General features: G+C 70.1%; 22 protein-coding genes and 1 riboswitch. Of the genes, 6 read left to right on the forward strand and 16 right to left on the reverse strand.

Annotated elements, in window-relative coordinates; genetic code table 11:
• Positions 1–171: 171 nt before the first annotated feature.
• The 3 genes from ACIBVL_RS41955 to ACIBVL_RS41965 are packed head-to-tail and all read right to left on the reverse strand — an operon-like array spanning position 172 to position 1878.
• Entirely contained in the window at positions 172–1341 is a 1170-nt protein-coding gene (locus ACIBVL_RS41955; protein ID WP_399106319.1) for a cysteine desulfurase family protein, read from the reverse strand.
• Positions 1342–1401: 60 nt separating this feature from the next.
• Positions 1402–1680 (reverse strand): DUF4190 domain-containing protein, encoded by a 279-nt coding sequence (locus ACIBVL_RS41960; protein WP_399106321.1) that lies wholly within the window; start codon positions 1678–1680, stop codon positions 1402–1404.
• Positions 1681–1710: 30 nt separating this feature from the next.
• The gene (locus ACIBVL_RS41965; protein WP_399106323.1) at positions 1711–1878 is read right to left on the reverse strand and encodes a hypothetical protein; all 168 of its coding nucleotides are present in this window, start codon (positions 1876–1878) and stop codon (positions 1711–1713) included.
• A 122-nt stretch (positions 1879–2000) separates the two neighbouring features.
• Here ACIBVL_RS41965 and ACIBVL_RS41970 point away from each other — a divergent pair, with 122 nt between their 5' ends.
• A complete protein-coding gene (locus ACIBVL_RS41970) occupies positions 2001–2627 on the forward strand; it encodes a TetR family transcriptional regulator (protein ID WP_399106325.1) in 627 nt (208 codons plus the stop codon).
• 72 nt (positions 2628–2699) lie between these two features.
• Here the strand turns inward: ACIBVL_RS41970 and ACIBVL_RS41975 are convergent, their stop codons facing one another.
• Positions 2700–3038 (reverse strand): hypothetical protein, encoded by a 339-nt coding sequence (locus ACIBVL_RS41975; RefSeq protein ID WP_399106327.1) that lies wholly within the window; start codon positions 3036–3038, stop codon positions 2700–2702.
• A gap of 114 nt (positions 3039–3152) precedes the next feature.
• The gene (locus ACIBVL_RS41980) at positions 3153–4166 is read right to left on the reverse strand and encodes a helix-turn-helix transcriptional regulator (protein WP_399106329.1); all 1014 of its coding nucleotides are present in this window, start codon (positions 4164–4166) and stop codon (positions 3153–3155) included.
• 88 nt (positions 4167–4254) lie between these two features.
• Between ACIBVL_RS41980 and ACIBVL_RS41985 the strand changes: the two genes are divergently transcribed.
• Positions 4255–4842: a TIGR03086 family metal-binding protein gene (locus ACIBVL_RS41985; RefSeq protein WP_399106331.1), complete on the forward strand. Its 588-nt coding sequence runs from the start codon at positions 4255–4257 to the stop codon at positions 4840–4842.
• On the opposite strand, the gene ACIBVL_RS41990 is transcribed toward ACIBVL_RS41985, so the two are convergent.
• A complete protein-coding gene (locus tag ACIBVL_RS41990) occupies positions 4829–5689 on the reverse strand; it encodes a thioesterase family protein (protein ID WP_399106333.1) in 861 nt (286 codons plus the stop codon). The two genes, ACIBVL_RS41985 and ACIBVL_RS41990, sit on opposite strands and share 14 nt — an antisense overlap.
• A 124-nt stretch (positions 5690–5813) precedes the next feature.
• Here ACIBVL_RS41990 and ACIBVL_RS41995 point away from each other — a divergent pair, with 124 nt between their 5' ends.
• Positions 5814–7046, forward strand: a complete 1233-nt coding sequence (locus tag ACIBVL_RS41995; RefSeq protein ID WP_399106335.1) for an alpha/beta hydrolase — start codon at positions 5814–5816, stop codon at positions 7044–7046.
• Here ACIBVL_RS41995 and ACIBVL_RS42000 read toward each other — a convergent pair.
• From ACIBVL_RS42000 to ACIBVL_RS42045, 10 genes are all read right to left on the reverse strand, one after another.
• Positions 6955–7611: a trimeric intracellular cation channel family protein gene (locus ACIBVL_RS42000; RefSeq protein WP_399106337.1), complete on the reverse strand. Its 657-nt coding sequence runs from the start codon at positions 7609–7611 to the stop codon at positions 6955–6957. The two genes, ACIBVL_RS41995 and ACIBVL_RS42000, sit on opposite strands and share 92 nt — an antisense overlap.
• A gap of 47 nt (positions 7612–7658) precedes the next feature.
• On the reverse strand, positions 7659–9050 hold the full coding sequence (locus ACIBVL_RS42005) for a M1 family metallopeptidase (RefSeq protein ID WP_399106339.1): 1392 nt from the start codon (positions 9048–9050) through the stop codon (positions 7659–7661).
• Between the two features lie 95 nt (positions 9051–9145).
• On the reverse strand, positions 9146–10375 hold the full coding sequence (locus ACIBVL_RS42010; protein WP_399106341.1) for an ABC transporter ATP-binding protein: 1230 nt from the start codon (positions 10373–10375) through the stop codon (positions 9146–9148).
• On the reverse strand, positions 10372–11469 hold the full coding sequence (locus ACIBVL_RS42015) for an ABC transporter ATP-binding protein (protein ID WP_399106343.1): 1098 nt from the start codon (positions 11467–11469) through the stop codon (positions 10372–10374). Before ACIBVL_RS42015 ends, ACIBVL_RS42010 begins: the two co-directional genes overlap by 4 nt.
• The gene (locus tag ACIBVL_RS42020; RefSeq protein ID WP_399106345.1) at positions 11466–12464 is read right to left on the reverse strand and encodes an ABC transporter permease; all 999 of its coding nucleotides are present in this window, start codon (positions 12462–12464) and stop codon (positions 11466–11468) included. Before ACIBVL_RS42020 ends, ACIBVL_RS42015 begins: the two co-directional genes overlap by 4 nt.
• 110 nt (positions 12465–12574) lie before the next feature.
• A complete protein-coding gene (locus ACIBVL_RS42025) occupies positions 12575–14374 on the reverse strand; it encodes an ABC transporter substrate-binding protein (RefSeq protein ID WP_399106347.1) in 1800 nt (599 codons plus the stop codon).
• A gap of 116 nt (positions 14375–14490) precedes the next feature.
• Positions 14491–15498: an ABC transporter permease gene (locus ACIBVL_RS42030; protein ID WP_399106349.1), complete on the reverse strand. Its 1008-nt coding sequence runs from the start codon at positions 15496–15498 to the stop codon at positions 14491–14493.
• Between the two features lie 371 nt (positions 15499–15869).
• Positions 15870–16667, reverse strand: coding sequence for an enhanced serine sensitivity protein SseB C-terminal domain-containing protein (locus ACIBVL_RS42035; RefSeq protein WP_399106350.1), 798 nt, complete (start codon positions 16665–16667; stop codon positions 15870–15872).
• 162 nt (positions 16668–16829) lie between these two features.
• Positions 16830–17624: an enhanced serine sensitivity protein SseB gene (locus ACIBVL_RS42040; protein ID WP_399106351.1), complete on the reverse strand. Its 795-nt coding sequence runs from the start codon at positions 17622–17624 to the stop codon at positions 16830–16832.
• A 103-nt stretch (positions 17625–17727) separates the two neighbouring features.
• Positions 17728–18396: an AAA family ATPase gene (locus ACIBVL_RS42045; RefSeq protein ID WP_399106352.1), complete on the reverse strand. Its 669-nt coding sequence runs from the start codon at positions 18394–18396 to the stop codon at positions 17728–17730.
• Positions 18397–18572: 176 nt separating this feature from the next.
• Positions 18573–18672: riboswitch (glycine riboswitch) on the forward strand.
• A gap of 150 nt (positions 18673–18822) precedes the next feature.
• Here ACIBVL_RS42045 and gcvT point away from each other — a divergent pair.
• The 3 genes from gcvT to glyA all read left to right on the forward strand — a co-directional run bounded on the left by gcvT (position 18823) and on the right by glyA (position 21743).
• Positions 18823–19980 carry a glycine cleavage system aminomethyltransferase GcvT gene (gene gcvT, locus ACIBVL_RS42050; RefSeq protein WP_399106354.1) on the forward strand — a complete coding sequence of 386 codons (1158 nt, stop codon included), beginning with the start codon at positions 18823–18825 and terminating at the stop codon, positions 19978–19980.
• 111 nt (positions 19981–20091) lie between these two features.
• Positions 20092–20469 (forward strand): glycine cleavage system protein GcvH, encoded by a 378-nt coding sequence (gene gcvH / locus ACIBVL_RS42055; protein WP_399106356.1) that lies wholly within the window; start codon positions 20092–20094, stop codon positions 20467–20469.
• An 8-nt stretch (positions 20470–20477) separates the two neighbouring features.
• Positions 20478–21743 carry a serine hydroxymethyltransferase gene (glyA, locus tag ACIBVL_RS42060; RefSeq protein WP_399106358.1) on the forward strand — a complete coding sequence of 422 codons (1266 nt, stop codon included), beginning with the start codon at positions 20478–20480 and terminating at the stop codon, positions 21741–21743.
• The last annotated feature ends 62 nt before the right edge of the window (positions 21744–21805 follow it).

A 21805-nucleotide genomic window follows, 5' to 3' on the forward strand; every position in this document is an offset into this window, starting at 1 on the left:
ACGTGCACACCGTCCGCAAACCAGGCACTACGAAACAGCGAACCAAGAAGTCAACAACCCCACGACCCCGCCGCACAGGTTAAAGATCAAGCTAGCACCTCTCGGGTCCGGCCTCATCAGCGGTCCGCCGCCGGCACTTCCACCGCCGGCGGCGGACCGCCGTGACAGGCCCTACGTCAGTCCCGCCGCGCGGGCCCGTTCCACCGCCGGGCCGATGCCCTTGGCGAGGGCCTCGACGTCGGCCTCGGTGGAGGTGTGGCCGAGGGAGAACCGGAGGGTGCCGCGGGCCAGGTCGGGGGCGGTGCCGGTGGCGAGCAGGACATGGCTGGGCTGGGCGACGCCGGCGGTGCACGCCGAGCCGGTCGAGCACTCGATGCCCTGGGCGTCCAGGAGGAGGAGCAGCGAGTCGCCCTCGCAGCCGGGGAAGGTGAAGTGCGCGTTGGCCGGGAGGCGGCCCTCCGGTGCCGGGTCGCCGCCGAGGATCGCGTCCGGGACGGCCGTACGGACCGCGGCGACCAGGGCGTCGCGCAGGGCGCCGATCTCGCGGGCGAACCACTCGCGTCGCTCGGCGGCCAGACGGCCGGCGACCGCGAAGGAGGCGATCGCCGGGACGTCGAGGGTGCCCGAGCGCACATGCCGTTCCTGGCCGCCGCCGTGCAGGACGGGGACGGGGGTGTATTCGCGGCCGAGGAGGAGGGCGCCGATGCCGTACGGGCCGCCGATCTTGTGGCCGGAGACGGTCATCGCGGCGAGGCCGGAGGCGGCGAAGTCGACGGGGACCTGGCCGAACGCCTGGACGGCGTCGGCGTGCAGCGGAACGTCGAACTCGGCGGCGACGTCGACGAGTCCACGGACCGGCATGACCGTGCCGATCTCGTTGTTCGCCCACATGACGGTGGCGAGGGCGACGTCGTCGGGGTCGCGGGCGATGGCCTCGCGGAGGGCTTCGGGGTGGACGCGGCCGTACGCGTCGACGGGGAGGTACTCCACGCGTGCGCCCTCGTGTTCGCCCAGCCAGTGCACGGCGTCGAGGACCGCGTGGTGCTCGACGGGGCTGGCCAGCACCCGGGTGCGGGCCGGGTCGGCGTCGCGGCGGGACCAGTACAGGCCCTTGACCGCGAGGTTGTCGGCCTCGGTGCCGCCGGAGGTGAAGACGACCTCGCTGGGGCGGGCGCCGAGCGCCTCCGCGAGGGTCTCGCGGGCCTCCTCGACCGTTCGCCTCGCTCGGCGGCCGGAGGCGTGCAGGGAGGAGGCGTTGCCGATGGTGCTCAGGTGCGCGCTGAGTGCCTCGACTGCCTCCGGGAGCATCGGGGTGGTCGCGGCGTGGTCGAGGTATGCCATGGTGGGCACGATTCTACGGGGCGCCCTCGAGGACCCCCGGGCCGCCCACGCGACTCCCCCCTAGAAGCCCCAGGACACCGACGAGTCCGCCTGCATGAAGGCCAGGAGGACCAGGAGGTCGGCGACGCCGAGCGTGAGGCCGAGCCAGGCGCGCCCGCGGCGGGTGGTGCCTCGGACCAGGGCCAGCGAGGCCAGGACGATGGCGATCGGGCCGAGGAAGATGTTGAGGACCAGAAGGCCCAGGAGTCCGAGGATGAAGGACGCGACGGCCATGCCGTCGGTGTCACGGATGCCGGTGGGACGGGTGCCGCGGTCGGTGGCCGGTGCGGTGAGGTGCATGGTCGTTCAGCTCCTGTCGGACGGTGCCGGTCAGTGGGTCGAGGTGCGGCTGCGACGGGCGTGACGCTCCCGGAGCGCGAAGATGCCGAGCCAGACGGCGATCACCGCGGCGGCGACGAGCGTGAAGCTGAGCGGCGCATGGGCCACGGTGCCCATGACCACGCCGAGCAGCAGCAGTGCGGCGACGAGGAACAGCATGGGATCGGATCCCCCTCCGTTACAGTTGGGTGAACAGTTGTAGTTACACTTGTTCACTGACTTCCCAGCCTAGCGCCTCCTATGGCTTTTCAATTCCGGAGAACAGTTGTTAACTGGATGACATGAGTCACACCCTCGGCATCCGACAGGCCCAGAAGCAGAAGACCCGGCAGGCGCTCCTGGACGCGGCGCTCGCCCTGTTGGAGGAGCAGAGCCTGAGCAGCCTGGGCCTGCGTGAGGTCACCCGTGCCGTCGGGGTCGCCCCGACCGCCTTCTACCGGCACTTCCGCTCCACCGCTGACCTCGGCGTCGCGCTGGTCGAGGAGGCGCTGGGCAGTCTCCACCCGATGATCCGCACCACGGTGACCGCCGCCGAGTCGAGCGAGGAACGCATCACCCGCGCTGTGGAGTTGATAGAGCGTCATGTGACCGCGTACCCCACCCATGTCCGTTTTATCGCCCGGGAGCGGCACGGCGGGGTCCAGCCGGTGCGGGAGGCGATCCGGGACCAACTGAGCCGGTTCGCCGACGAGGTGAAGGACGAGCTGGCCAAGGACCGTGAGGCGGAGGGCTGGAGCGAGGACGACCTGCTGATGCTGTCGCACCTCTACGTCGACCAGATGCTCATCACGGCCTCGCTCTTCCTGGAGTCCCTGGAGTCCTCGCCGGCGGAACGCGAGCGCGTCGCCCTGCGCGCGGCCCGCCAGATGCGGCTCATCAGCATCGGCCGCCATCACTGGCTGGACTGAGGAACCGGGCGCGCGACAGGGGCGGCGCACCCGTCGCCGGGTGCGCCGCCCCTGTCGCGGATGACCGTCCGGTCAGCCCTGCTGCTGGGCCTGGCCGCCGTCCGGACCGCCGCAGCCGCCCTGACCGCCGCCGGGGCCGCCCTGACCGCCACCGCCGGGGCCACCGCTCGGGGCGCCCGAGGGGACACCGGTGGGCGTGCCGGTCGGCCGGCCCGACGGGGCACCGCTCGGGGCGCCCGACGGGGCACCGCTGGGAGCCCCCGAGGGCGCTCCGGACGGTGTCTGGCAGCTCTGGGTCCGCCGACCGGAGTCGCCACTGGAGGACGAGGAGTCGCCCGAGCCGCAGGCCACCAGGGCGAGCGGCGAGAGCGCCAACAGGGCCACGGCGGGGAGAAGACGCACACGCTTCATGAGAGACAGCTCCAAGCACGATGAGGAAGTCCTGAGGCGGGCACTCAACCAACGGCGACTGGGGCTTGGTTGAGTCCCCTCTGTCCGCAGCCTGTCAATCGGGTGAAGCCCGCCTCAAAAGTCCTCGCCGACCTGCGAGTTCACACCTTGCGAGCCATCGGTGCGCTGGTACAGCTCCGTGACACGAGCGGCCGCCGCGCGCAGTTCCTCGCGCACTTCCGGCGGTGAGAGGACCTCCACCCGGTCGGAGAACGCGAGGAGTTGACGGGTCTCGGGGAGGGCCTGGTACGACAGCCGGGCGGTCACCCAGTCACCGTCCTCGGGGCCTTCCTGCCCCTCGGGGAGTTCGACGAGCACGGAGGCGTTCAGGCGCAGGAACATGTCGAGCCGGTCGCGCCGGACCCGCACGGTGACGTCGAGCCCTCCGGGACGCTCCTCGACCCGGCGGCGCAGCACCTCCCAGGCGTCGGCGAGCTCGACGCCCGGCCGCCGCCGCACGGGATCGTCCAGCACCGTCGCCGAGCGCACCCGGTCGGCGCGGAACAGCCGGGGTGCGCCGCGCCGGTCGGCGACGAGGTACCAGACGCCCGCCTTGGAGACGAGGCCGTACGGGTCGACGGTGTACGTGCTGGGCTCATCGTGGCCGCTGTGCCGGTAGCGCAGGCGCAGCCGCCGGTCGGAGAAGACCGCGTCCTGCAGGACGTCGAGGTCGACGGCCGGCCGGGGCCCGCCCTTCCAGCGGGTGGCGTCCACGAGGATCCGGCGGCTGGTCGCCTCGGCGGCGGGGCGGTGCGGCGCGGGCAGCGCGGCCATCACCTTGCGCAGCGCGGAGCCGAGGGCCGCGTCCAGGCCGAGGGCGGCGTGGGCGCCCTGTGCGGCCAGGATGAACAGGGCGCGGGACTCGTCGGCGGTCAGGCCGGTGACGTCCGTACGGAACCCGGGGAGCAGCTCGATGCCGCCGTGCCGGCCGCGTTCGGCGTAGACGGGGACACCGGAGGCGGACAGGGCTTCGATGTCCCGGTAGATCGTGCGCACCGACACCTCGAGGCGTTCGGCGAGCTCGGGCGCGGGGACACGGCCGCGGGTCTGCAGGAGCAGCAGGATCGACAGGAGGCGGTCGGACTTCACTCCGGCAGCATCGCAAATGTTGACGGAAACTGTCAGGTTATGGGTCCAGCATCCAGTCCGTAACCGCCATTCGGAAAGGCCTGGGACCATGACCACGACCGACCCCCGCCCCCTCTACACCCGCGCGACCGAACAGGCCGCCACCCTGATCCGGGCCGTGCGGCCCGAACAGCTCACCGGTCCGACCCCCTGCAGCGAGTTCGACGTACGAACGCTGCTGAGCCACATCGTCGGCGGCACCCGCCGGATCGCCATCGTCGGCGAGGGCGGCGACGGGCTGGCCGAGCCGGCGTTCACCGAGGGCGTCGAGGACGAGGGCTGGACGGAGGCCTACGACGAGGTCAGGGCCCGGGTTCTCAAGGCCTGGGAGAGCGACGACCGGATGGCCGCGCCGGTGCGGGTGCCCTGGGGCGAGGTGCCCGGGCACGCGGCTCTCGCCGGCTATGTGATGGAGATCGTCACCCACACCTGGGACCTCAACGAGTCCCTCGGCCGCCCCGAGGAACTCGACGGGGAACTGGCCGAGTTCGCACTCGCGGTGGGCCACCGCACCCTTCCCGACCCCGAGCGCGACGCGCACACACCCTTCGACTCGGCCCGCACCGCCCCCGAAGAGGCCGGCGCCTACGAACGGTTGGCGGCCTGGCTGGGACGAGAGCCCCTCAGCCGAGCCTGACCCTCGCCAGCTGCCTCGACTGGGCCACCAGGCGGTCCGCGCTGTCCCAGACCTCGGCGTCCTCCTCCAGGAAGCCGCCCGCGAGGTTGCGGGTGGTGATGGAGACACGGAGGGGGCCGGGGGCCGGGCGGCAGCGGACGTGGACGGTGAGTTCGACGGTGGGGACCCAGCCGCGCAGGCCGATCTCGAAGGCGGTCGGCGGCAGGGCGTCCACGGCGAGCAGGAGGGAGAGCGGGTCGGGGTCGCGGCCGTCCTTCAGGCCGAACCAGGCCCGCATCTCGCCCTTGCCGGAGGGCTGTCCGAGCGCCCAGCCCAGGGTTGAGGGGTCGAGTTTGAGCATCAGGCGGTCGGCGATGGCGGAGCTGTCGTCGACGGGGGTGGGTCCGTCCTCGGGGCCGAAGCACTGGTCGAGCGGCGGGAAGACGGGGGGTTCGGCCGCCGTGCGGACGTCGTCCGGGAGGGAGTCCAGGTCGCCGTAGGAGGCGAGGACGCGGATCCGTTCGACCTCCGCGCCCTGTTCGTCGTACTGGAAGAGCGAGGCCTGGCCGGTCGACAGGGTGCGGCCGGTGCGGACCACGTCCGTGCGGACGACGGCCGGGCCGGGCCGGGAGGCGGTCAGGTAGTGGGCGGAGATCGTGAACGGGTCCCGCTGCTGCAGGGCGTCCGCGAGGGCTCGGCCGAGAACGGCGAGCAGATAGCCGCCGTTGACGGCGCCGAGGATGGTCCAGCCGGCCGAGAGGTCGAGCTCGTAGACGCCGGGGGCGCGCCGGGTGAGCGCGGTGTCGCGGTCGAACTCGCTGTCGCCGATGGTGGCCCGCACGGCCCCCGCGGTTGCTGCTTCTGACATGGCTGAACGGTACAACAGATGCCTACTAAGCGGTAGCTTTGCTTAGGTGAGGTGTGGGCAATTTCTCGGTAAGTGTCCGCACTCCTCCGTAAACCCGGGATGCCGGGCCTCCCTCTAGAGGGACATGAGCCTCACCGGAAGTACGTTCCTCTACAGCCTCGTCGCGCTGTCCGTCGTCGCCGTCGCGCTCCCGCTCGCCCTCTGGTCGCGGATCCGGGGACCGAGGGTCCTGCGGGGCGCGGCCCGGGTGCTGATGCTGATGTTCGCCCAGGGGACGGCCGTGGCCTTGGTCTTCGTACTGGTCAACAACGCCAACAACCTCTACGACAGCTGGGACGACCTCCTGGGCACGGGCAACCATGTGCAGCAGGCCGCGAACCTGGGCGCCGACGGCACCGGAGGCATCGCGCTGGACCGGCTGCCGAAGGTCAGGCAGAAGTTCACCCGCGCCGACGGACCCGGCATGCACGCGGCCGGCGGCGTGCGCGTCACCCAGCTCCGGGGCCGGGTATCCGGCGTCAACGCCGAGGTCTACGTCTGGCTGCCCCCGCAGTACGACGAGCCCGCCTACGCCCACCGCAGATTCCCGGTGGTGGAGCTGCTGCCGGGCTATCCCGGCTCGCCGAAGTCCTGGTTCGGGTCGCTGCACGCGCCCACCCAGCTGGACCCGCTGATGCGCGAGGGCAAGGTCGCGCCGTTCATCCTGGTCGCGCCGCGCACCACCCTGCTGCCCGGCGTGGACACCGGCTGCGCCAACGTGCCCGGCACGGTCAACGCCGACACCTGGCTGAGCGTCGACGTGCCGAAGATGGTCATGGACAACTTCCGGGCCATGCCCGCACCCAAGGGGTGGGCGGTCGCCGGGTACTCGGCCGGGGCGCACTGCGCGGTCAGGCTGGCCGTCGCCCATCCCGACCGCTACCGGGCGGCGGTGAGCATGTCCGGCTACAACGACCCGATCGGCGAGCGGGACTCGCTGACCGCCCAGGACCCGGCACTGCGCCGGGCCACCAACCCGTATCTGATGCTCGCCCGGGCCACCACCGCGCCCCCCGTGGCGCTGTACGTGTCCGGCCAGCCGCACGACGGCTACGAGGCCGGTATCGCGCTCCAGCGGGAGGCGAAGGCCCCGACCACCGTGCACGTGGTGTACATCCCGAAAAGCGCGGGCGGCCACACCATGGCGCTGTGGCGGCCGCAGGTGGTGCCGGCGTTCCGCTGGCTGACCATGCAGCTGGACCAGCACCGGATCACCGCCCGGAGGACTACTCCTCGCGCACCGTCGACCGCCGGTTCCACGCGCGAGGAGCTCGCCAGTGGAACCGCATCGCGAGCAACCGCAGCACGAAGGCGGTGACCACGGCCAGTCCGCTGGCCAGCGGGGTGAGGACGTCGTAGCGGATGCAGACGGCCACCATCGTGGCGCCGACGATCGCCGGGACGGCGTACAGGTCGCGGTCCCAGCGCAGCAGCGAGGGCACCTCGTTGGCCAGCACGTCCCGCAGGACACCGCCGCCGACGGCGGTCGCGAGGCCGAGGGCCGCCGAAGCGGTGAGGTTGAGGCCGTGGTCGTACGCCTTGGTGGTGCCCGTGACGCAGAACAGTCCGAGGCCCGCCGCGTCGAAGACGTTGACGGCCGTCTGGATGCGCTCCACCTGGGGATGGAGGAAGATCACCAGGAGGGCGGCGAGCAGCGGGGTGAGGAAGTACCCCAGGTCGGTGAAGGCGGCCGGGGGTACGGCCCCGATGACCAGGTCCCGGAACAGCCCTCCGCCCAGCGCGGTGACCTCGGCGAGTACGGCGATGCCGAAGACGTCGAAGTTCTTGCGGACGGCCAGCAGCGCGCCGGAGATGGCGAACACGAAGATGCCGATCAGGTCGAGCGTGTGCTGGACGGAGGGACTGAAGATTTGCTGGAGCACCCTTACATTGTCACCTGCCGGGCGCAGTACGCCTTACAAAGTGCGGCTCACAGGGCCGGTTTCCCTGTGGTGAAGAGCCAGGTCTCGAAGAGGTCGTCGAGCTGCCGCCCGGAGATCCTCTCGGCGAGACGGATGAAGTCGGCGGTCTCGGCGTTGACGTAGCGGTGCAGTTTCGTCCAGGCGGGGAGCAGCTTGAAGAAGGCCGTGTCGCCGATGCGCTCGCGCAGCATCTGGAGGGTCATCGCGCCGCGCTGGTAGACGGCGGAGGCGAACATGGTGTCGCGCTGCGGGTCGCCGACGGTGATCTGCCAGAAGGCGCTGTCGGCGGGGCGGGCGTTGTAGCCGGCCAGGAAGGAGTCGTGCGCCGAGCGGGTGCCCTGGTGCTCCGCCCACAGCCACTGCGCGTAGGTGGCGAAGCCCTCGTTCAGCCAGATGTCCTTCCAGTGCGCCACCGAGACCGAGTCGCCGAACCACTGGTGGGCCAGCTCGTGCACGATCGTCGTCTCGTTGCGGACGGCCGAGTACACCGGCTTGGACTGCACCTCCAGCGAGAACCCGGCCTGCGGCATGTCGTCGACGATCGCGCCGGTCTCCTCGAACGGGTAGGGGCCGAAGACCTGCGACCAGTAGTCGGTCGCGGCGGCCGTCACGCCGTACACGTCGACGTTGTTGGCGTTCGCGAGGACCGGGTCGATCGCGACGTAGATCGGGGTGCCGCCGGGGGTCGTCCCGGTCCTGACGTCGAACTTCCCGATCGTGGCGGTCGCGAGATAGGACGCCATCGGCTTCTTCTCGCGCCAGTGGGTGTACGTCGAGGCGCCCTTGTCGTACGTCGAGACCAGCCGGCCGTTGGAGACGGCGGTCAGGCCCTCCGGCGCCTTGATCCGGATGTCGTAGGTGGCCTTGTCCGAGGGGTGGTCGCTGGACGGGAACCAGGTGGAGGCGGCGTTGGGCTCACAGGCGACGAAGACGCCGTCGGCGGTCTTCATCCAGCCGTAGTCCGAGCCGAAGACGATGGGGCCGCCGAGGGGTTCGGGGATGCCGCCGTAGGTGACGGCGACGGTGAAGTCCCGGCCCTTGCGCAGCACTCCGCGCGGGGTGACCTCGATCTCGTCGCCGTTCCGGGTGAACTGTGCGCGTCTGCCGTTCACTTCGACCCGGGTGACCTCCAGTTTCTGCAGGTCCAGATCGAAGGACGAAAGGCTCTGGGTGGCGCGGGCGGTGATCGTCGTACGGCCGTCGAGGCGGTCGGTGTCGGGGTTGTAGGCGAGGGCGAGGTCGTAGTGGCGGGCGTCGAAGCCGCCGTTGCCCAGCTGCGGGAAGTAGGAATCGCCGATGCCGGCCGCTCCGGGGCTCGGAGCGGAGGACGCGGCGACGGCGAAGAAAGAAGCCGCCGCGGTGGCGACGGCTGTGAAACGTGCCGAACGGGAGAGTAACAAGGGGCGTCCCTTTCGAGCGTGCCGATAGGTCGGACACGGACGACTCTGGCCTCTCCCGTTCAGGCATGTGCATGACTTTGCCAACTCGTCATGCGCTACTTGTCGGTTGACTCCTGACCTTCGGTCTTGGCGACCTCGGTGGACTCCGGCTCCTCCTCCGAGGAGGCGACCTCCGCCGCCACCGCCGCCGACGTCTCCGCCGACTCCGCGAGGACCTCGTCGGCCACCAGTTCCGCCGCCTCCTTCGCGACGGTGAGCAGAACGGTGTCCTGCGGGGCCTGGTCCGCGAAGTTCTCCGGGTGGTGACAGGCGACCTGCTGGCCGGGCCGCAGCTCGACGAGGGCCGGCTCCTTGGTCTTGCAGATCTCCGTCGCCTTCCAGCACCGGGTGTGGAAGCGGCAACCGCTCGGCGGGGAGATCGGCGAGGGCACATCGCCCTTGAGCAGGATCCGGTCGCTCTTGGCGTTCTTGCGCCTGGGGTCCGGGATCGGCACCGCCGACATGAGCGCCTTGGTGTACGGATGCATCGGCGACTTGTAGAGCAGGTCGCGGTCGGCCAGCTCCACGATCTTGCCGAGGTACATCACCGCGATCCGGTCCGAGACGTGCCGGACGACCGAGAGGTCGTGCGCGATGATCACGTACGTCAGGCCGAGCTCCTGCTGGAGGTCGTCCAGCAGGTTGACGACCTGGGCCTGGATCGACACGTCCAGGGCCGAGACCGGCTCGTCGGCCACGACCAGCTTGGGATTGAGCGCGAGCGCGCGGGCGATGCCGATGCGCTGGCGCTGACCGCCGGAGAACTCGTGCGGGTAGCGGTTGTAGTGCTCGGGGTTGAGGCCCACGACCGACAGCAGCCGCTGCACTTCCTTCTTGATGCCGCCCTCGGGCGTCACGCCCTGGAGCTTGAAGGGAGCGCCGATGATCGTGCCGATGGTGTGCCGCGGGTTCAGCGACGAGTACGGGTCCTGGAAGATCATCTGGACGTCGCGGCGCAGCGGACGCATACCGCCCACGCCGAGGTGCGTGATGTCCTTGCCCTCGAACTCGACCTTGCCGCCGGTCGGTTCGAGCAGGCGGGTGATCAGCCGGCCCATCGTCGACTTGCCGCAGCCGGACTCGCCCACCACGCCGAGGGTTTCACCGGCGCGGACCTCGAAGTCCAGGCCGTCGACCGCGTGCACCGCACCGACCTGCCGCTGGAGCAGGCCCTTCTTGATCGGGAAGTGCTTCTGCAGCCCGGTGACCTTCAGCAGCACCTCGCCGTCGGCACGACGGGTCTCGCCAGCCTGCGCGGGAATCGTCACCGCTTTCTCGTCACTCACAGCTTCGGCGCAATCTCTTCGGTCCAGATACGCTCCCGCTGCTCCGTGCCCAGATGGCAGGCGGCCCAGTGCCGGCTGCCGACCTCGGCGAGCTCGGGGCGGACGGTGCGGGTGACGTTGTCCTTCGGGAGGTCCGCGTACGGGCAGCGCGGGTTGAAGGCGCAGCCGGACGGGACGTTGATCAGGGAGGGCGGGGAGCCCTTGACCGGGATCAGGCGCTCCTGCTGCTCACGGTCCAGCCGCGGCATCGAGCCGAGCAGACCCCAGGTGTAGGGGTGCCGGGGCTCGTAGAACACCTTCTCGGCCGGGCCCCGCTCGACGCAGCGGCCGCCGTACATCACCAGGAGGTCGTCGGCGAGTTCGGCGACGACGCCCAGGTCGTGGGTGATGACGATGACCGCGGAGCCGAACTCCTTCTGCAGATCGCGGATCAGGTCGAGGATCTGCGCCTGGACGGTCACGTCCAGGGCGGTCGTCGGCTCGTCCGCGATGAGCAGCTCGGGGTTGTTGACCAGCGACATCGCGATCATCGCGCGCTGGCGCATACCGCCGGAGAACTCGTGCGGGTAGTTGTCCACCCGCTTGTCCGGCTGCGGGATGCCGACCCGGTCGAGCATCTCGACCGCGCGGCGCTTGGCGGTCTTCTTGTCGACGTCGTGGTGGATCCGGTACGCCTCCACGATCTGCTGGCCGATCGTGTAGTACGGGTGCAGCGCCGACAGCGGGTCCTGGAAGATCATCGCCATCTCGCGGCCGCGCAGCTTGCGGACGTAGTCCGGATCGGCGGACAGCAGCTCGGTGCCGTTCAGCCAGATCTCGCCGGAGATCTGCGCCTTGCGCTTGCCGTACTGGCCGGCGGTGTGCAGGCCCATGATGCCGAGCGAGGTCACCGACTTGCCGGAGCCGGACTCGCCGACGATGCCGAGGGTCTTGCCCTTCTCCAGCTGGAAGCTGAGCCCGTCGACGGACTTGACCAGGCCGTCGTCGGTGGGGAAGTGCACCTTGAGGTCGCGCACTTCGAGGAAGGAGGTCGGGGCGGGCGAGGCGGGGGTGGGCTCGCCCACGGCCGCGCCGGTCTTGCTGAGGTCGGTCATGCGAGCCTCACTCGGGGGTCGATCACGGCGTAAAGGATGTCCACCACGAGGTTGGCGACGAGCACCGCGAGGGAGGTGATCAGGGTGACGCCCAGGATGACGGGCAGGTCCTGGTTCTTGATGGCGCCCAGCACGGCCTGGCCGAGACCGGGCAGGTTGAACGCCGTCTCGGTCAGGATCGCGCCGCCGATCAGGGCGCCGAGGTCCATGCCGAGCATGGTGAGGATGGGCGTCATCGTGGAGCGCATGGCGTGCTTGCCGATGACGACCTGCTCCTTGAGGCCCTTGGCGCGGGCCGTGCGGATGTAGTCCTCGCCGAGGATCTCCAGCATGGTGGCCCGGGTGATCCGGGCGTACATGGCCGCGTAGAGGAACGCGAGGGTGATCCACGGCAGGATCATCCCGCCGAACCAGCCGGAGAAGCTGTCCTCCAGGGGCACGTACTGCCCGTCGAAGAGGTCCAGTCCGTACACGAAGACCGACAGGGCGATCATGCCGGTGAAGTAGATCGGCAGGGAGACCCCGGAGAGCGCGATGACCATCGCGCCGCGGTCCCACAGGCTGCCCCGCTTGAGGGCGGAGAGCACACCGGCCGCGACACCGAAGACCAGCCACAGCACGGCCGCGCCGAGCGCCAGGCTCAGGGTGACCGGGAAGCGGTCGGTGAGCACCGGCCAGATGGCCTGCTCGCTGCGGAAGGAGTATCCGAAGCACGGGGCGGCGCAGTGGATGGTGTCCCCGCCGCCCGTGTAGGTGCGGCCGGCGAAGATGCCCTTGAAGAACTCCCAGACCTGGACGTAGATCGGGTCGGCCAGGCCGAGCTTTTCCCGTACGCCCTCGATGGCGGCAGGGTCGGCCTGCTTGCCCACGAAGCTCAGCGCGATGTCGACGCCCGCCCACTTGGGGATCAGGAAGAAGATGCCGAAGACCACCATGACGATGACCACGAGCATCACTGCGGCGGCGAACAACCGCCTGATGAGGTAAGCGAGCACAGCTCTCGGCCCGCCGCGGACCGCGGGCCACCGGAGGTCGTCCGATGGCCCGCGGTCACGCCGCGCCGGCCTTCACCTGCCTTTCGTGCCGTTCGGCGGGTGTGCCGGGACTACTTCTTCGGGTTCTTCAGAGCGAGGTTCACGAAGTCGTACGTGCCGTTCGTGCCCGCGCTGGTGTAGACGTTCGCCAGGTTGTCCGAGCGCCAGTTGATCGTCTTCTCGAAGGTGAAGGGCAGGTAGTACGCGCCCTCCATCACCTTGTGGTTGATCTCCGTGGCGATCTTGGCCTTGCCGGCGTCGTCCAGGGTGGTGACGTAGGAGTCGAACAGACCGTCGATGGTCTTGTCCTTGATGAGGGCGTAGTTGTTGTTACCGCTCTCGGAGATGTACTTGCTGTCCCACAGCGGCAGACCGAAGCCCTGGACCGACGGGAAGTCGGCGCCCCAGCCCATGATGATGATGCCGTAGCCCTTCTTCTTCACGTTGGTGGGGCTACCGATGATGCCGGAGGTCTGCGAGCCGTCGTACTGGTCGATGTCGGCGGTGATGCCGATCTTCTTCAGCGACGCCTGGAGCGACTGGGCGGTGGCCACCTCGACCGGCTTGTTGTTGCGGACCGCGATGGTGGTCTTGAAGCCGTTGGGCTGACCGCAGGCCTTCAGGGCCTCCTTGGCCTTGGCCGCGTCGCCGGTCTTGCCGGACCCGGCGATGTTGTACGGGTCGTACTTCTGGCCCTCGCCACCCGGCAGGAACGGCGGCAGCATGTTGGTGCCGATGTCACCACCGGCGACCGGGCCACCGCGCGCGGTCTGCAGCGACACGTGGTCGGCGCCGTAGATCACGGCCTTGCGGCACTCGATGTTGTCGAACGGCTTCACGCTCTGCGGGAAGACCGCGTAACGGATGTAACCCGTGGTCGGGTTGTCCAGGTTGGCCTTGTGCTCCTTCAGGGCGGTGGTGCGGCCCTGCGGCGACATGCCGGTCTGGTTGATGTCGAGGTCGATGTCACCGTTGATCAGACGCTGGTCGAGCTGGTTGGCGTCCGAGAAGAACTGAACGGTGATCTTGTCCGGGTAGGCCTTGCGGACGGGGTCCGAGGACTGCTTCCACGCGGTGTTCCGGACCAGGGTGAGGTCCTTGCCCGGGGTGTAGGACTGGAACTTGTACGGCCCCGAGGAGAACGGGTGCAGCGTGTACTTGGCCTTGGTGTCCTTGTCCTGGCGGACCGGGGAGGCCGAGACCAGGGAGAGGATGTCCTCGAAGTCCGAGTTGGCCTCCGGGAGGTGGAAGACGATCGTCTTGTCGTCGGGCGTGTCGATCGCCTTCAGACCGAGCTTGTCCTTGGAGGTGTCCTTGTAGGGACCCTTGTACTCGCCCTTGGGGTCGAGGATGTCCTTCAGGTACGTCGGGCCGCCGGACAGCACGTCCTGCGCCCACACGCGCTCGATGCCGTACTTGACGTCCTTGGACGTGATCGGCTTGCCGTCCTCCCACGTGCTGCCGTCACGCAGGGTGTACGTGTAGGTCTTGCCGTCGTCCGTGACCTTGGCGAGACCGGTGGCGAGGTCCGGGGTGAGCTCGGAGCCGGCCTGGCCCGGCGCGGCCTTGTTGGTGACGAGCTGACGGCTGTAGTAGCGCGCGAAGTTCCACATGAAGCCGTAGTAACCGCGCGTGGTGTCCCAGAAGTCGGCGTCCTGGGCACCGCCGAACTTCAGCGTGCCGCCCTTCTTGGCGAGGGAGGCCTGGGCGACCTTCTCGACCGCGGCGTTGTAGCCGGCGGCGCCGTTGGCCGAACCCTTGCCGCTGTCACTGTCACCGCCGCCGCACGCCGCAGTGGTCAGCAGCGCGGCGACCGCGGCGGCAGCGGCAAACGCCTGCTTCCGCCGCCCTGAGGTGCGTTGGGTAGTCACGATCTCGGATCCTCCGGATAGATGAGAGACCCCGTGTCGATGCCACGGGAACGTCTGGGGTGCGGCTGTCGTGCGGGTGTGGTGCGGCGGTGCGGGTGGCTCGGTGGTCCGGTGGGTCACCGGGATCCCTTCGGGTCGAGCGCGTCCCGCACGCCGTCGCCGAAGAGGTTGAAGGCCAGCACGGTGATGAAGATCGCCACACCCGGGACCACCATGTACATGGGGTCGGACTCGTAGTAGTCGATCGCGCTCGAGAGCATCTGGCCCCATGAGGCGGTGGGGGGCTTGACGCCCACGCCCAGGAAGCTGAGGGCCGCCTCGGTGAGGATGTTGGTGGGGATCATCATCGTCGTGTAGACGACGATCGGGGCGACGAGGTTGGGCAGCAGTTCCTTGAAGAGGATGTACAGCCGCCCGGCGCCCAGGGAGCGGGCGGCCTCCACGTACTCGCGCTCGCGCAGTGAAAGGGTCTGACCGCGCACCACGCGTCCGATGTACGGCCAGCCGAAGAAGCCGATGACCACGATCATCACGAAGACGCGCACGCTGGAACCGGTGAGCCCCAGCAGGTTGCTCGGCATGACGGAGACCAGCGCGATGATGAACAGCAGCTGGGGGAAGGCGAGCAGACCGTCCATGACGCGGCTGACCACGGAGTCGACCCAGCCGCCGAAGAAGCCGGCGAGGATGCCGAGGACGGTGCCGAGGATGACCGCGACGATGGCGGAGAGGAAGCCGACCAGCAGCGAGATCCGGGCGCCGTAGAGGACGCGCGCGAGGATGTCGCGGCCGTTGACGGGTTCGACGCCGAGAAGGTGGTCGCCGCTGATGCCGCCGAGGGAGCCGGTCGGGGTGCCGAACAGCGGGTCGATGAGGTTCTCGTGATACTCGTTCGGGTCCTGGCCGAGCAGGTTGGTGAGGACCGGGGCGAGCACCGCCACCACGACCAGGACGAGCACCACGATGCCGCCCGTCAGGGCGAGCTTGTCCCGCTTGAGGCGCTCCCAGGCGATCCGGCCCAGGGAACGGCCCTGAACGGCCTTGGCGCCGGCGGTGGCGACCGCCGCTTCGTCGGCCGCGCTCGGGGCCGCTTCCGCGGTCGGCTCGTGCAATGGTGCCGTCATCTGGCAGGGACCCCTCTCAACCGGCGGTGGCCGGCCCACACTTGCCGCTGTGGCGGCGTGATCGTCCGTCGTACACAGGGACGAAGTCCCCTGGACCGGGAGTCTTCAACGCTTTGGCGATCTGTAGCCAGAGTTGGCGGCGAAAGGATGCGTAAACGTGATGCGGGTAAAGGGATTCCGTTATCCGGACGATGGGTAACGGGGGGCGGACGGCGACGTAACCGGACACAACTACCCGGAACCGTATCTATCGTCGTCATCTACGCGCGAAGATCTCCGGGTGAACACGCGGAACGAGGGGACGACGATGTCCGGGGGCGACACGGTCGCGCGCACCCGACTCATGTCCGGGGTACGCGGATTGCCCGGTTTCAGTAACGACCGGTGGGCGGGTAGCCGTACCCGCCCGCGGGCGCCTGCGCCGGTGCGGCGGGGACGTGGGCCTCACGGTCGTAGAACGGGCGGGCGTTGGCGCGCATCCACATCACGACCGGGTCGTGCTCGTCGGTCATGGCGACCGTCGACACCGGCAGCCCGTCCGGTACGGCCCCGATCGACTGCTGCATCATCGCCCGTACGGCGTCCACGGCCGGCGGCGAGGTGTCGTACACGTCGAGCCCGATGGCGAGATAGGGCGCGCCCAGGGCGGGCTGAACCCAGGCGCGGCGCAACGCGCGCACCGCAGGGGTGCGGTGGGCGTTCTGCGCGAGCAGGGCGTAGAACTGGGGGATCTCGATGCCGGGTTCGGAGAGGCGGAGGGGGCCGGCGGGCTGACGGTCCAGGCCCGTCGCGATGCGGCGCAGATCCAGCCAGGGGATGCCGACGCCGCCGCCCGGCGCGTGCGGGTTCAGCCAGAGGCCGTAGTGGTCGGGGTAGAGCGTGCGGGCCACGTCCACTCCGTCGATCACCTCGTACGAGCGGTTCCAGCCGCTGGCGCTCAGTTCCTGGGCGGAGGTGACGCAGGGGGCGTAACCGTGGCCGTCGACCTCCATGTTCCCGTACTGGGCGTCCGGGGAACCGGCCTGGCCGTGCCACAGGAGCATCCAGACCTGGCCGGAGGCGGGGGTCGCGAGCGCGCGCAGGAGAGCCTCGTAGGCGTCGTAGCGCCCGGGTGTGACCTGGCGCAGCATGTGTTCGACCTGTCCGGCCGCGATGCCGCTGGCGCTCACCGTTTACCGCCCCTTCTTCTGTCTTGCCCCGCGTCGGAGTCCAGCTTAAGCGCCCTGGAGCCCGGGACCCGTTGTGCGTTCGCGAGTGCGGGTCGTGTGTGGCCGGTCGCGCCCGGCGGCGGAGCCGCACATCGATACGGCCCCGCGCCCTGGAGGGGCCCCTCAGCGCGTGTAGAAGGGGCGGACGCGTTCCCTCATCCACTCGGCCACCGGGTCCTGGGCCACGTCCAGGAGGATGAGGTTGACGGGCCACTTGACCGGGACCCGGCCCATCGCCCGGCCCAGGGCGTCGAGGGGGAGTTCGCGGAGGTCGCCGTCCAGGTGGGTGACCTCGACGCCCACGAACATGACGGGGTCGGCCGTTTCGACGACGGCGAGGCAGCGGCGGGCCGTGAGGACCACGCCCGTCGTCTCGAACTCGGCGGAGGCGGCGGAGAGGAAGTCCACCGGGTCGTCCTGCCAGTCGGGTTCGAAGAGGCGGACTCGGCCGCCGCTCGCGGGGCCGTCCAGCACGGTGCGGCCGGCCCGGCACAGCTCGGCCACGGCCGGCGGCGGCAACGGGATGCCCACGACTCCGTCCGGGTTGACGAGGATGCCGACCTGCGGAGGCAAGCCGCGGGCGAACTCGACGGCCGGGGCGATCGTGAACGACATGTGGGAGCCGACGACCTGCCGGAACTGCTCCTCGGAGCTGAACACCGGCACGTACGCCTGGCCCTCGAGCTCCAGCGTCGGCAGGTCGAGGGGGCCGCTGTGCGGGCCGCCGCCGCTGGGCAGGGGCACCCAGACGAAGCTGCGGCCGAGCACCTCCACGATGCGTCCGCCCGCGCCGGGCACGCCGAGGGAGGCGGAGAGCACCTCCTCCAGCTCGTTGCCGGGCCATCCGCCGTGCGGGTGGGGGTGTGCTTGCGCCGGGAAGTCCGGGGAGACCGGGAAGTCCGCCGGGGGGAAGTCCATCTGCCTACCGCCTGCTGGGAACCGCTGCTGTGGCTGAAAGGCTAGCGGGTGTCGGGGGACTTTCCTCGGCCCTTGGAGTCCCGCTTGCCGGGGTCGGTGGGGCTCAGCCCGTGAAGGCGATCCGGCTCAGGGTGTCCGCCGCGGGACGGTCGAGCAGGACCACCGAGCCGATACCCGCGGGCAGTCGGCCCTTCTCCGCCGAGCGGATGAGGCGGGCGGCGGCCCTGCGGTGGCGCAGGAACGCGTACCGGGAGACGCCCCGGCCGCGCTCGCGCTGGCCCTCGATCGCCGTGTCCGGGCTGACGTCGAGGAGCAGCAGGTGCAGGGTGCCGCCGCGGCGGCGGGCCTCGCGGGCCAGCCAGTCGCGCACCCAGGTCTGCGTACCGCAGTCGTGGACGACGACACCCTCGCCGGTGCGCAGGGCGCGGCGCAGTCCGGCGTAGTGGGCGAGGCGGACCAGGGGGCGGTAGACGGCGTAGGGCAGGAAGCGCGGGGCGCGGGCGTCCCAGCGGTCGCGGGTGTCCTGGGAGTCGATACGGATGCCACGGACCGCGCGCCGCATGAGCGTGGACTTGCCGCTGCCGGGCAAGCCCGTGACGACGACCAGGTCACGCGGGCCGAAGAGCAGGCCGTGCGGGCTGTGGCCGGCCCGCTCGCGCAGGTCGCGGACGACGGGTGCCGGGCGCTCGGCGCACTGGTCGCGGGCCGGGACGGCGGGCTGCTTCGGCAGTGCGATGCCCGTGGTCGTGGCGTACGCCGTGGTCCTGTTCACCGTGATCGTCCTCCCCTGGGGCTCGGAGATCCCATGCCCGTCAAGTGTAAAGAGAAGGTAATACCCGCTGTCTCGCCATTTCGTGCGCGTCCTGCCACAGCCCGGTTACAGATGCCGCCCTGCCGTGGACGGGCGATGCGTGCAATGATGTGCGCGCCAACTGCATACCGGCCGTTTGAATCCGCGCGGGAGAGTCCCCAGCAGCAGTTTCGCCGGGGCGCCGAAGGAGCAAGTCCCTCCCTTGAATCTCTCAGGCCCCGTTACCGCGCGGGCGAGGCACATCTGAAAAGCGGGCCGCCGTCTGCGGTGGCCCCACCCAAGGTGCAAACCGTGGTCACGTTCGTGGTCATGGCGAACCTCTCAGGTTCCGATGACAGATGGGGAGGAACGACCTCGCCCGTCATTGCCCTGGGAGACGACCGTCCGATGAGCAGTACCGAAATCCGTCGTACCGCGCTCGATGCCCTGCATCGCTCGCTCGGCGCGACGATGACCGACTTCGCCGGCTGGGACATGCCCCTTCGCTACGGCTCCGAGCGCGACGAGCACAACGCCGTCCGTACGAAGGCCGGGCTCTTCGACCTCTCCCACATGGGTGAGATCACCGTGACCGGTCCGCAGGCGGCCGCCCTGCTGAACTTCGCCCTCGTCGGCGACATCGCCTCGGTGGGCGTGGGCCGCGCCCGCTACACCATGATCTGCCGGGCCGACGGCGGCATCCTGGACGACCTGATCGTCTACCGGCTCGCCGAGACCGAGTACATGGTGGTCGCCAACGCCTCCAACGCCCAGGTGGTGCTGGACGCCCTGACCGAGCGCGCCGAGGGCTTCGACGCCCAGGTGCGCGACGACCGGGACGCCTACGCCCTGATCGCCGTCCAGGGCCCGAACTCGCCGGCGATCGTCAAGGCGCTCTCCCCCAGAGTCTCGACTTCGCTCGATCCGGGAGGTGCCCCCATCGCCGACCTCGACGGCCTGAGGTACTACGCGGGCCTGCCCGGCACCGTCGCCGGAGTCCCCGCGCTGATCGCGCGCACCGGATACACCGGCGAGGACGGCTTCGAGCTGTTCGTGAAGCCGGAGCACGCGGTCGAGCTGTGGCAGGCGCTGACCAAGGCCGGCGAGGGTGCCGGTCTCGTCCCCTGCGGTCTGTCCTGCCGGGACACGCTGCGTCTGGAGGCGGGCATGCCGCTGTACGGGCACGAGCTGAGCACGTCGTTGACGCCCTTCGACGCGGGGCTCGGCCGGGTCGTGAAGTTCGAGAAGGAGGGCGACTTCGTCGGGCGCGAGGCGCTCGCCGAGGCGGCCGGGCGTGCGGCGCAGAACCCGCCGCGCGTGCTGGTCGGCCTGGTCGCCGAGGGCCGCCGGGTGCCGCGCGCCGGGTACGCGGTCGTCGCGGGCGGCGAGGTGATCGGCGAGGTCACCTCCGGCGCCCCCTCCCCCACGCTGGGCAAACCGATCGCTATGGCGTACGTCGACGCCGCCCACGCGGCGCCGGGCACGCCGGGCGTCGGCGTGGACATCCGGGGCAGTCACGAGCCCTACGAGGTCGTGGCGCTGCCCTTCTACAAGCGCCGGAAGTAGAGACTGACAGCGGTGGGTGCGCGTGACCCTGCGCACATTTCCGCTGCTCACGCACGTGTTCCGTAGTCCCCCCTTCATCAGCACACTCCCGCGTACAGGAGAATTCAGGCCATGAGCAACCCCCAGCAGCTGCGCTACAGCAAGGAGCACGAGTGGCTGTCGGCCGCCGAGGACGGCGTCTCGACGGTCGGCATCACGGAGCACGCGGCCAACGCGCTCGGCGACGTGGTCTTCGTCCAGCTCCCGGAGGCCGGCTCCACGGTGACCGCGGGCGAGTCCTGCGGTGAGCTGGAGTCGACCAAGTCGGTCAGCGACCTGTACTCGCCGGTGGACGGCGAGGTCGTCGAGGTCAACCAGGACGTCGTCGACGACCCGGCGCTCGTGAACTCCGCCCCCTTCGAGGGCGGCTGGCTGTTCAAGGTACGCGTCGCGGGCGAGCCGGAGGAGCTGCTCTCCGCCGACGAGTACACCGCCTTCACCGCCGGCTGAGGACCCACATGACTGTTCTGAACACGCCCCTGCACGAGCTCGACCCGGAGATCGCCGCCGCGGTCGACGCCGAGCTGAACCGCCAGCAGTCCACGCTCGAGATGATCGCCTCGGAGAACTTCGCTCCGCTCGCGGTGATGGAGGCGCAGGGCTCGGTCCTGACCAACAAGTACGCCGAGGGCTACCCGGGCCGCCGCTACTACGGCGGCTGCGAGCACGTCGACGTGGCCGAGCAGATCGCGATCGACCGGATCAAGGAGCTGTTCGGCGCCGAGTACGCCAACGTCCAGCCGCACTCGGGTGCCTCCGCCAACCAGGCGGCCCTGTTCGCGCTGGCCCAGCCCGGCGACACCATCCTGGGCCTGGACCTGGCGCACGGCGGCCATCTGACCCACGGGATGCGGCTGAACTTCTCCGGCAAGCAGTTCAACGTGGTCGCGTACCACGTGGACGCCGGGACCGGCCTGGTCGACATGGCCGAGGTCGAGAAGCTCGCCAAGGAGCACCGCCCCAAGGTGATCATCGCCGGCTGGTCGGCGTATCCGCGGCAGCTGGACTTCGCGGAGTTCCGCCGGATCGCCGACGAGGTCGAGGCGTACCTGTGGGTGGACATGGCGCACTTCGCGGGCCTGGTCGCGGCCGGCCTGCACCCGAACCCCGTCGAGCACGCGCACGTGGTCACCTCCACCACGCACAAGACCCTCGGCGGCCCCCGCGGCGGCGTCATCCTCGCCAAGAAGGACTTCGCGAAGAAGCTGAACTCGTCCGTCTTCCCGGGCTTCCAGGGCGGTCCCCTGGAGCACGTGATCGCGGCGAAGGCGGTCTCCTTCAAGGTGGCGGCCTCGGAGGACTTCAGGGAGCGCCAGCGCCGTACGGTGGACGGTGCGCGGATCCTCGCCGAGCGCCTGACGGCGGCGGACGCCCGGGAGGCCGGCGTGAACGTCCTCTCCGGCGGCACCGACGTCCACCTCATCCTCGTCGACCTGCGCGAGTCCGAGCTGGACGGTCAGCAGGCCGAGGACCGCCTGCACGAGGTCGGCATCACGGTCAACCGCAACGCCGTCCCGAACGACCCGCGCCCGCCGATGGTCACCTCCGGTCTCCGGATCGGCACGCCGGCCCTCGCGACCCGCGGCTTCACGGCCGAGGACTTCGCGGAGGTGGCGGATGTGATCGCCGAGGCGCTGAAGCCGTCCTACGACGCCGAGTCGCTGAAGGCACGGGTCAAGGCCCTGGCCGACAGGCACCCGCTGTACCCCGTTCTGAACAAGTAGTTCCCTTTCGGCGGCTGCCCCGCACACTCTTGCGTGTACGGGTGGGCGGGGCACCCGGCGAG

It is taken from the genome of Streptomyces sp. NPDC049687, assembly GCF_044465285.1.
Lineage (GTDB): Bacteria > Actinomycetota > Actinomycetes > Streptomycetales > Streptomycetaceae > Streptomyces.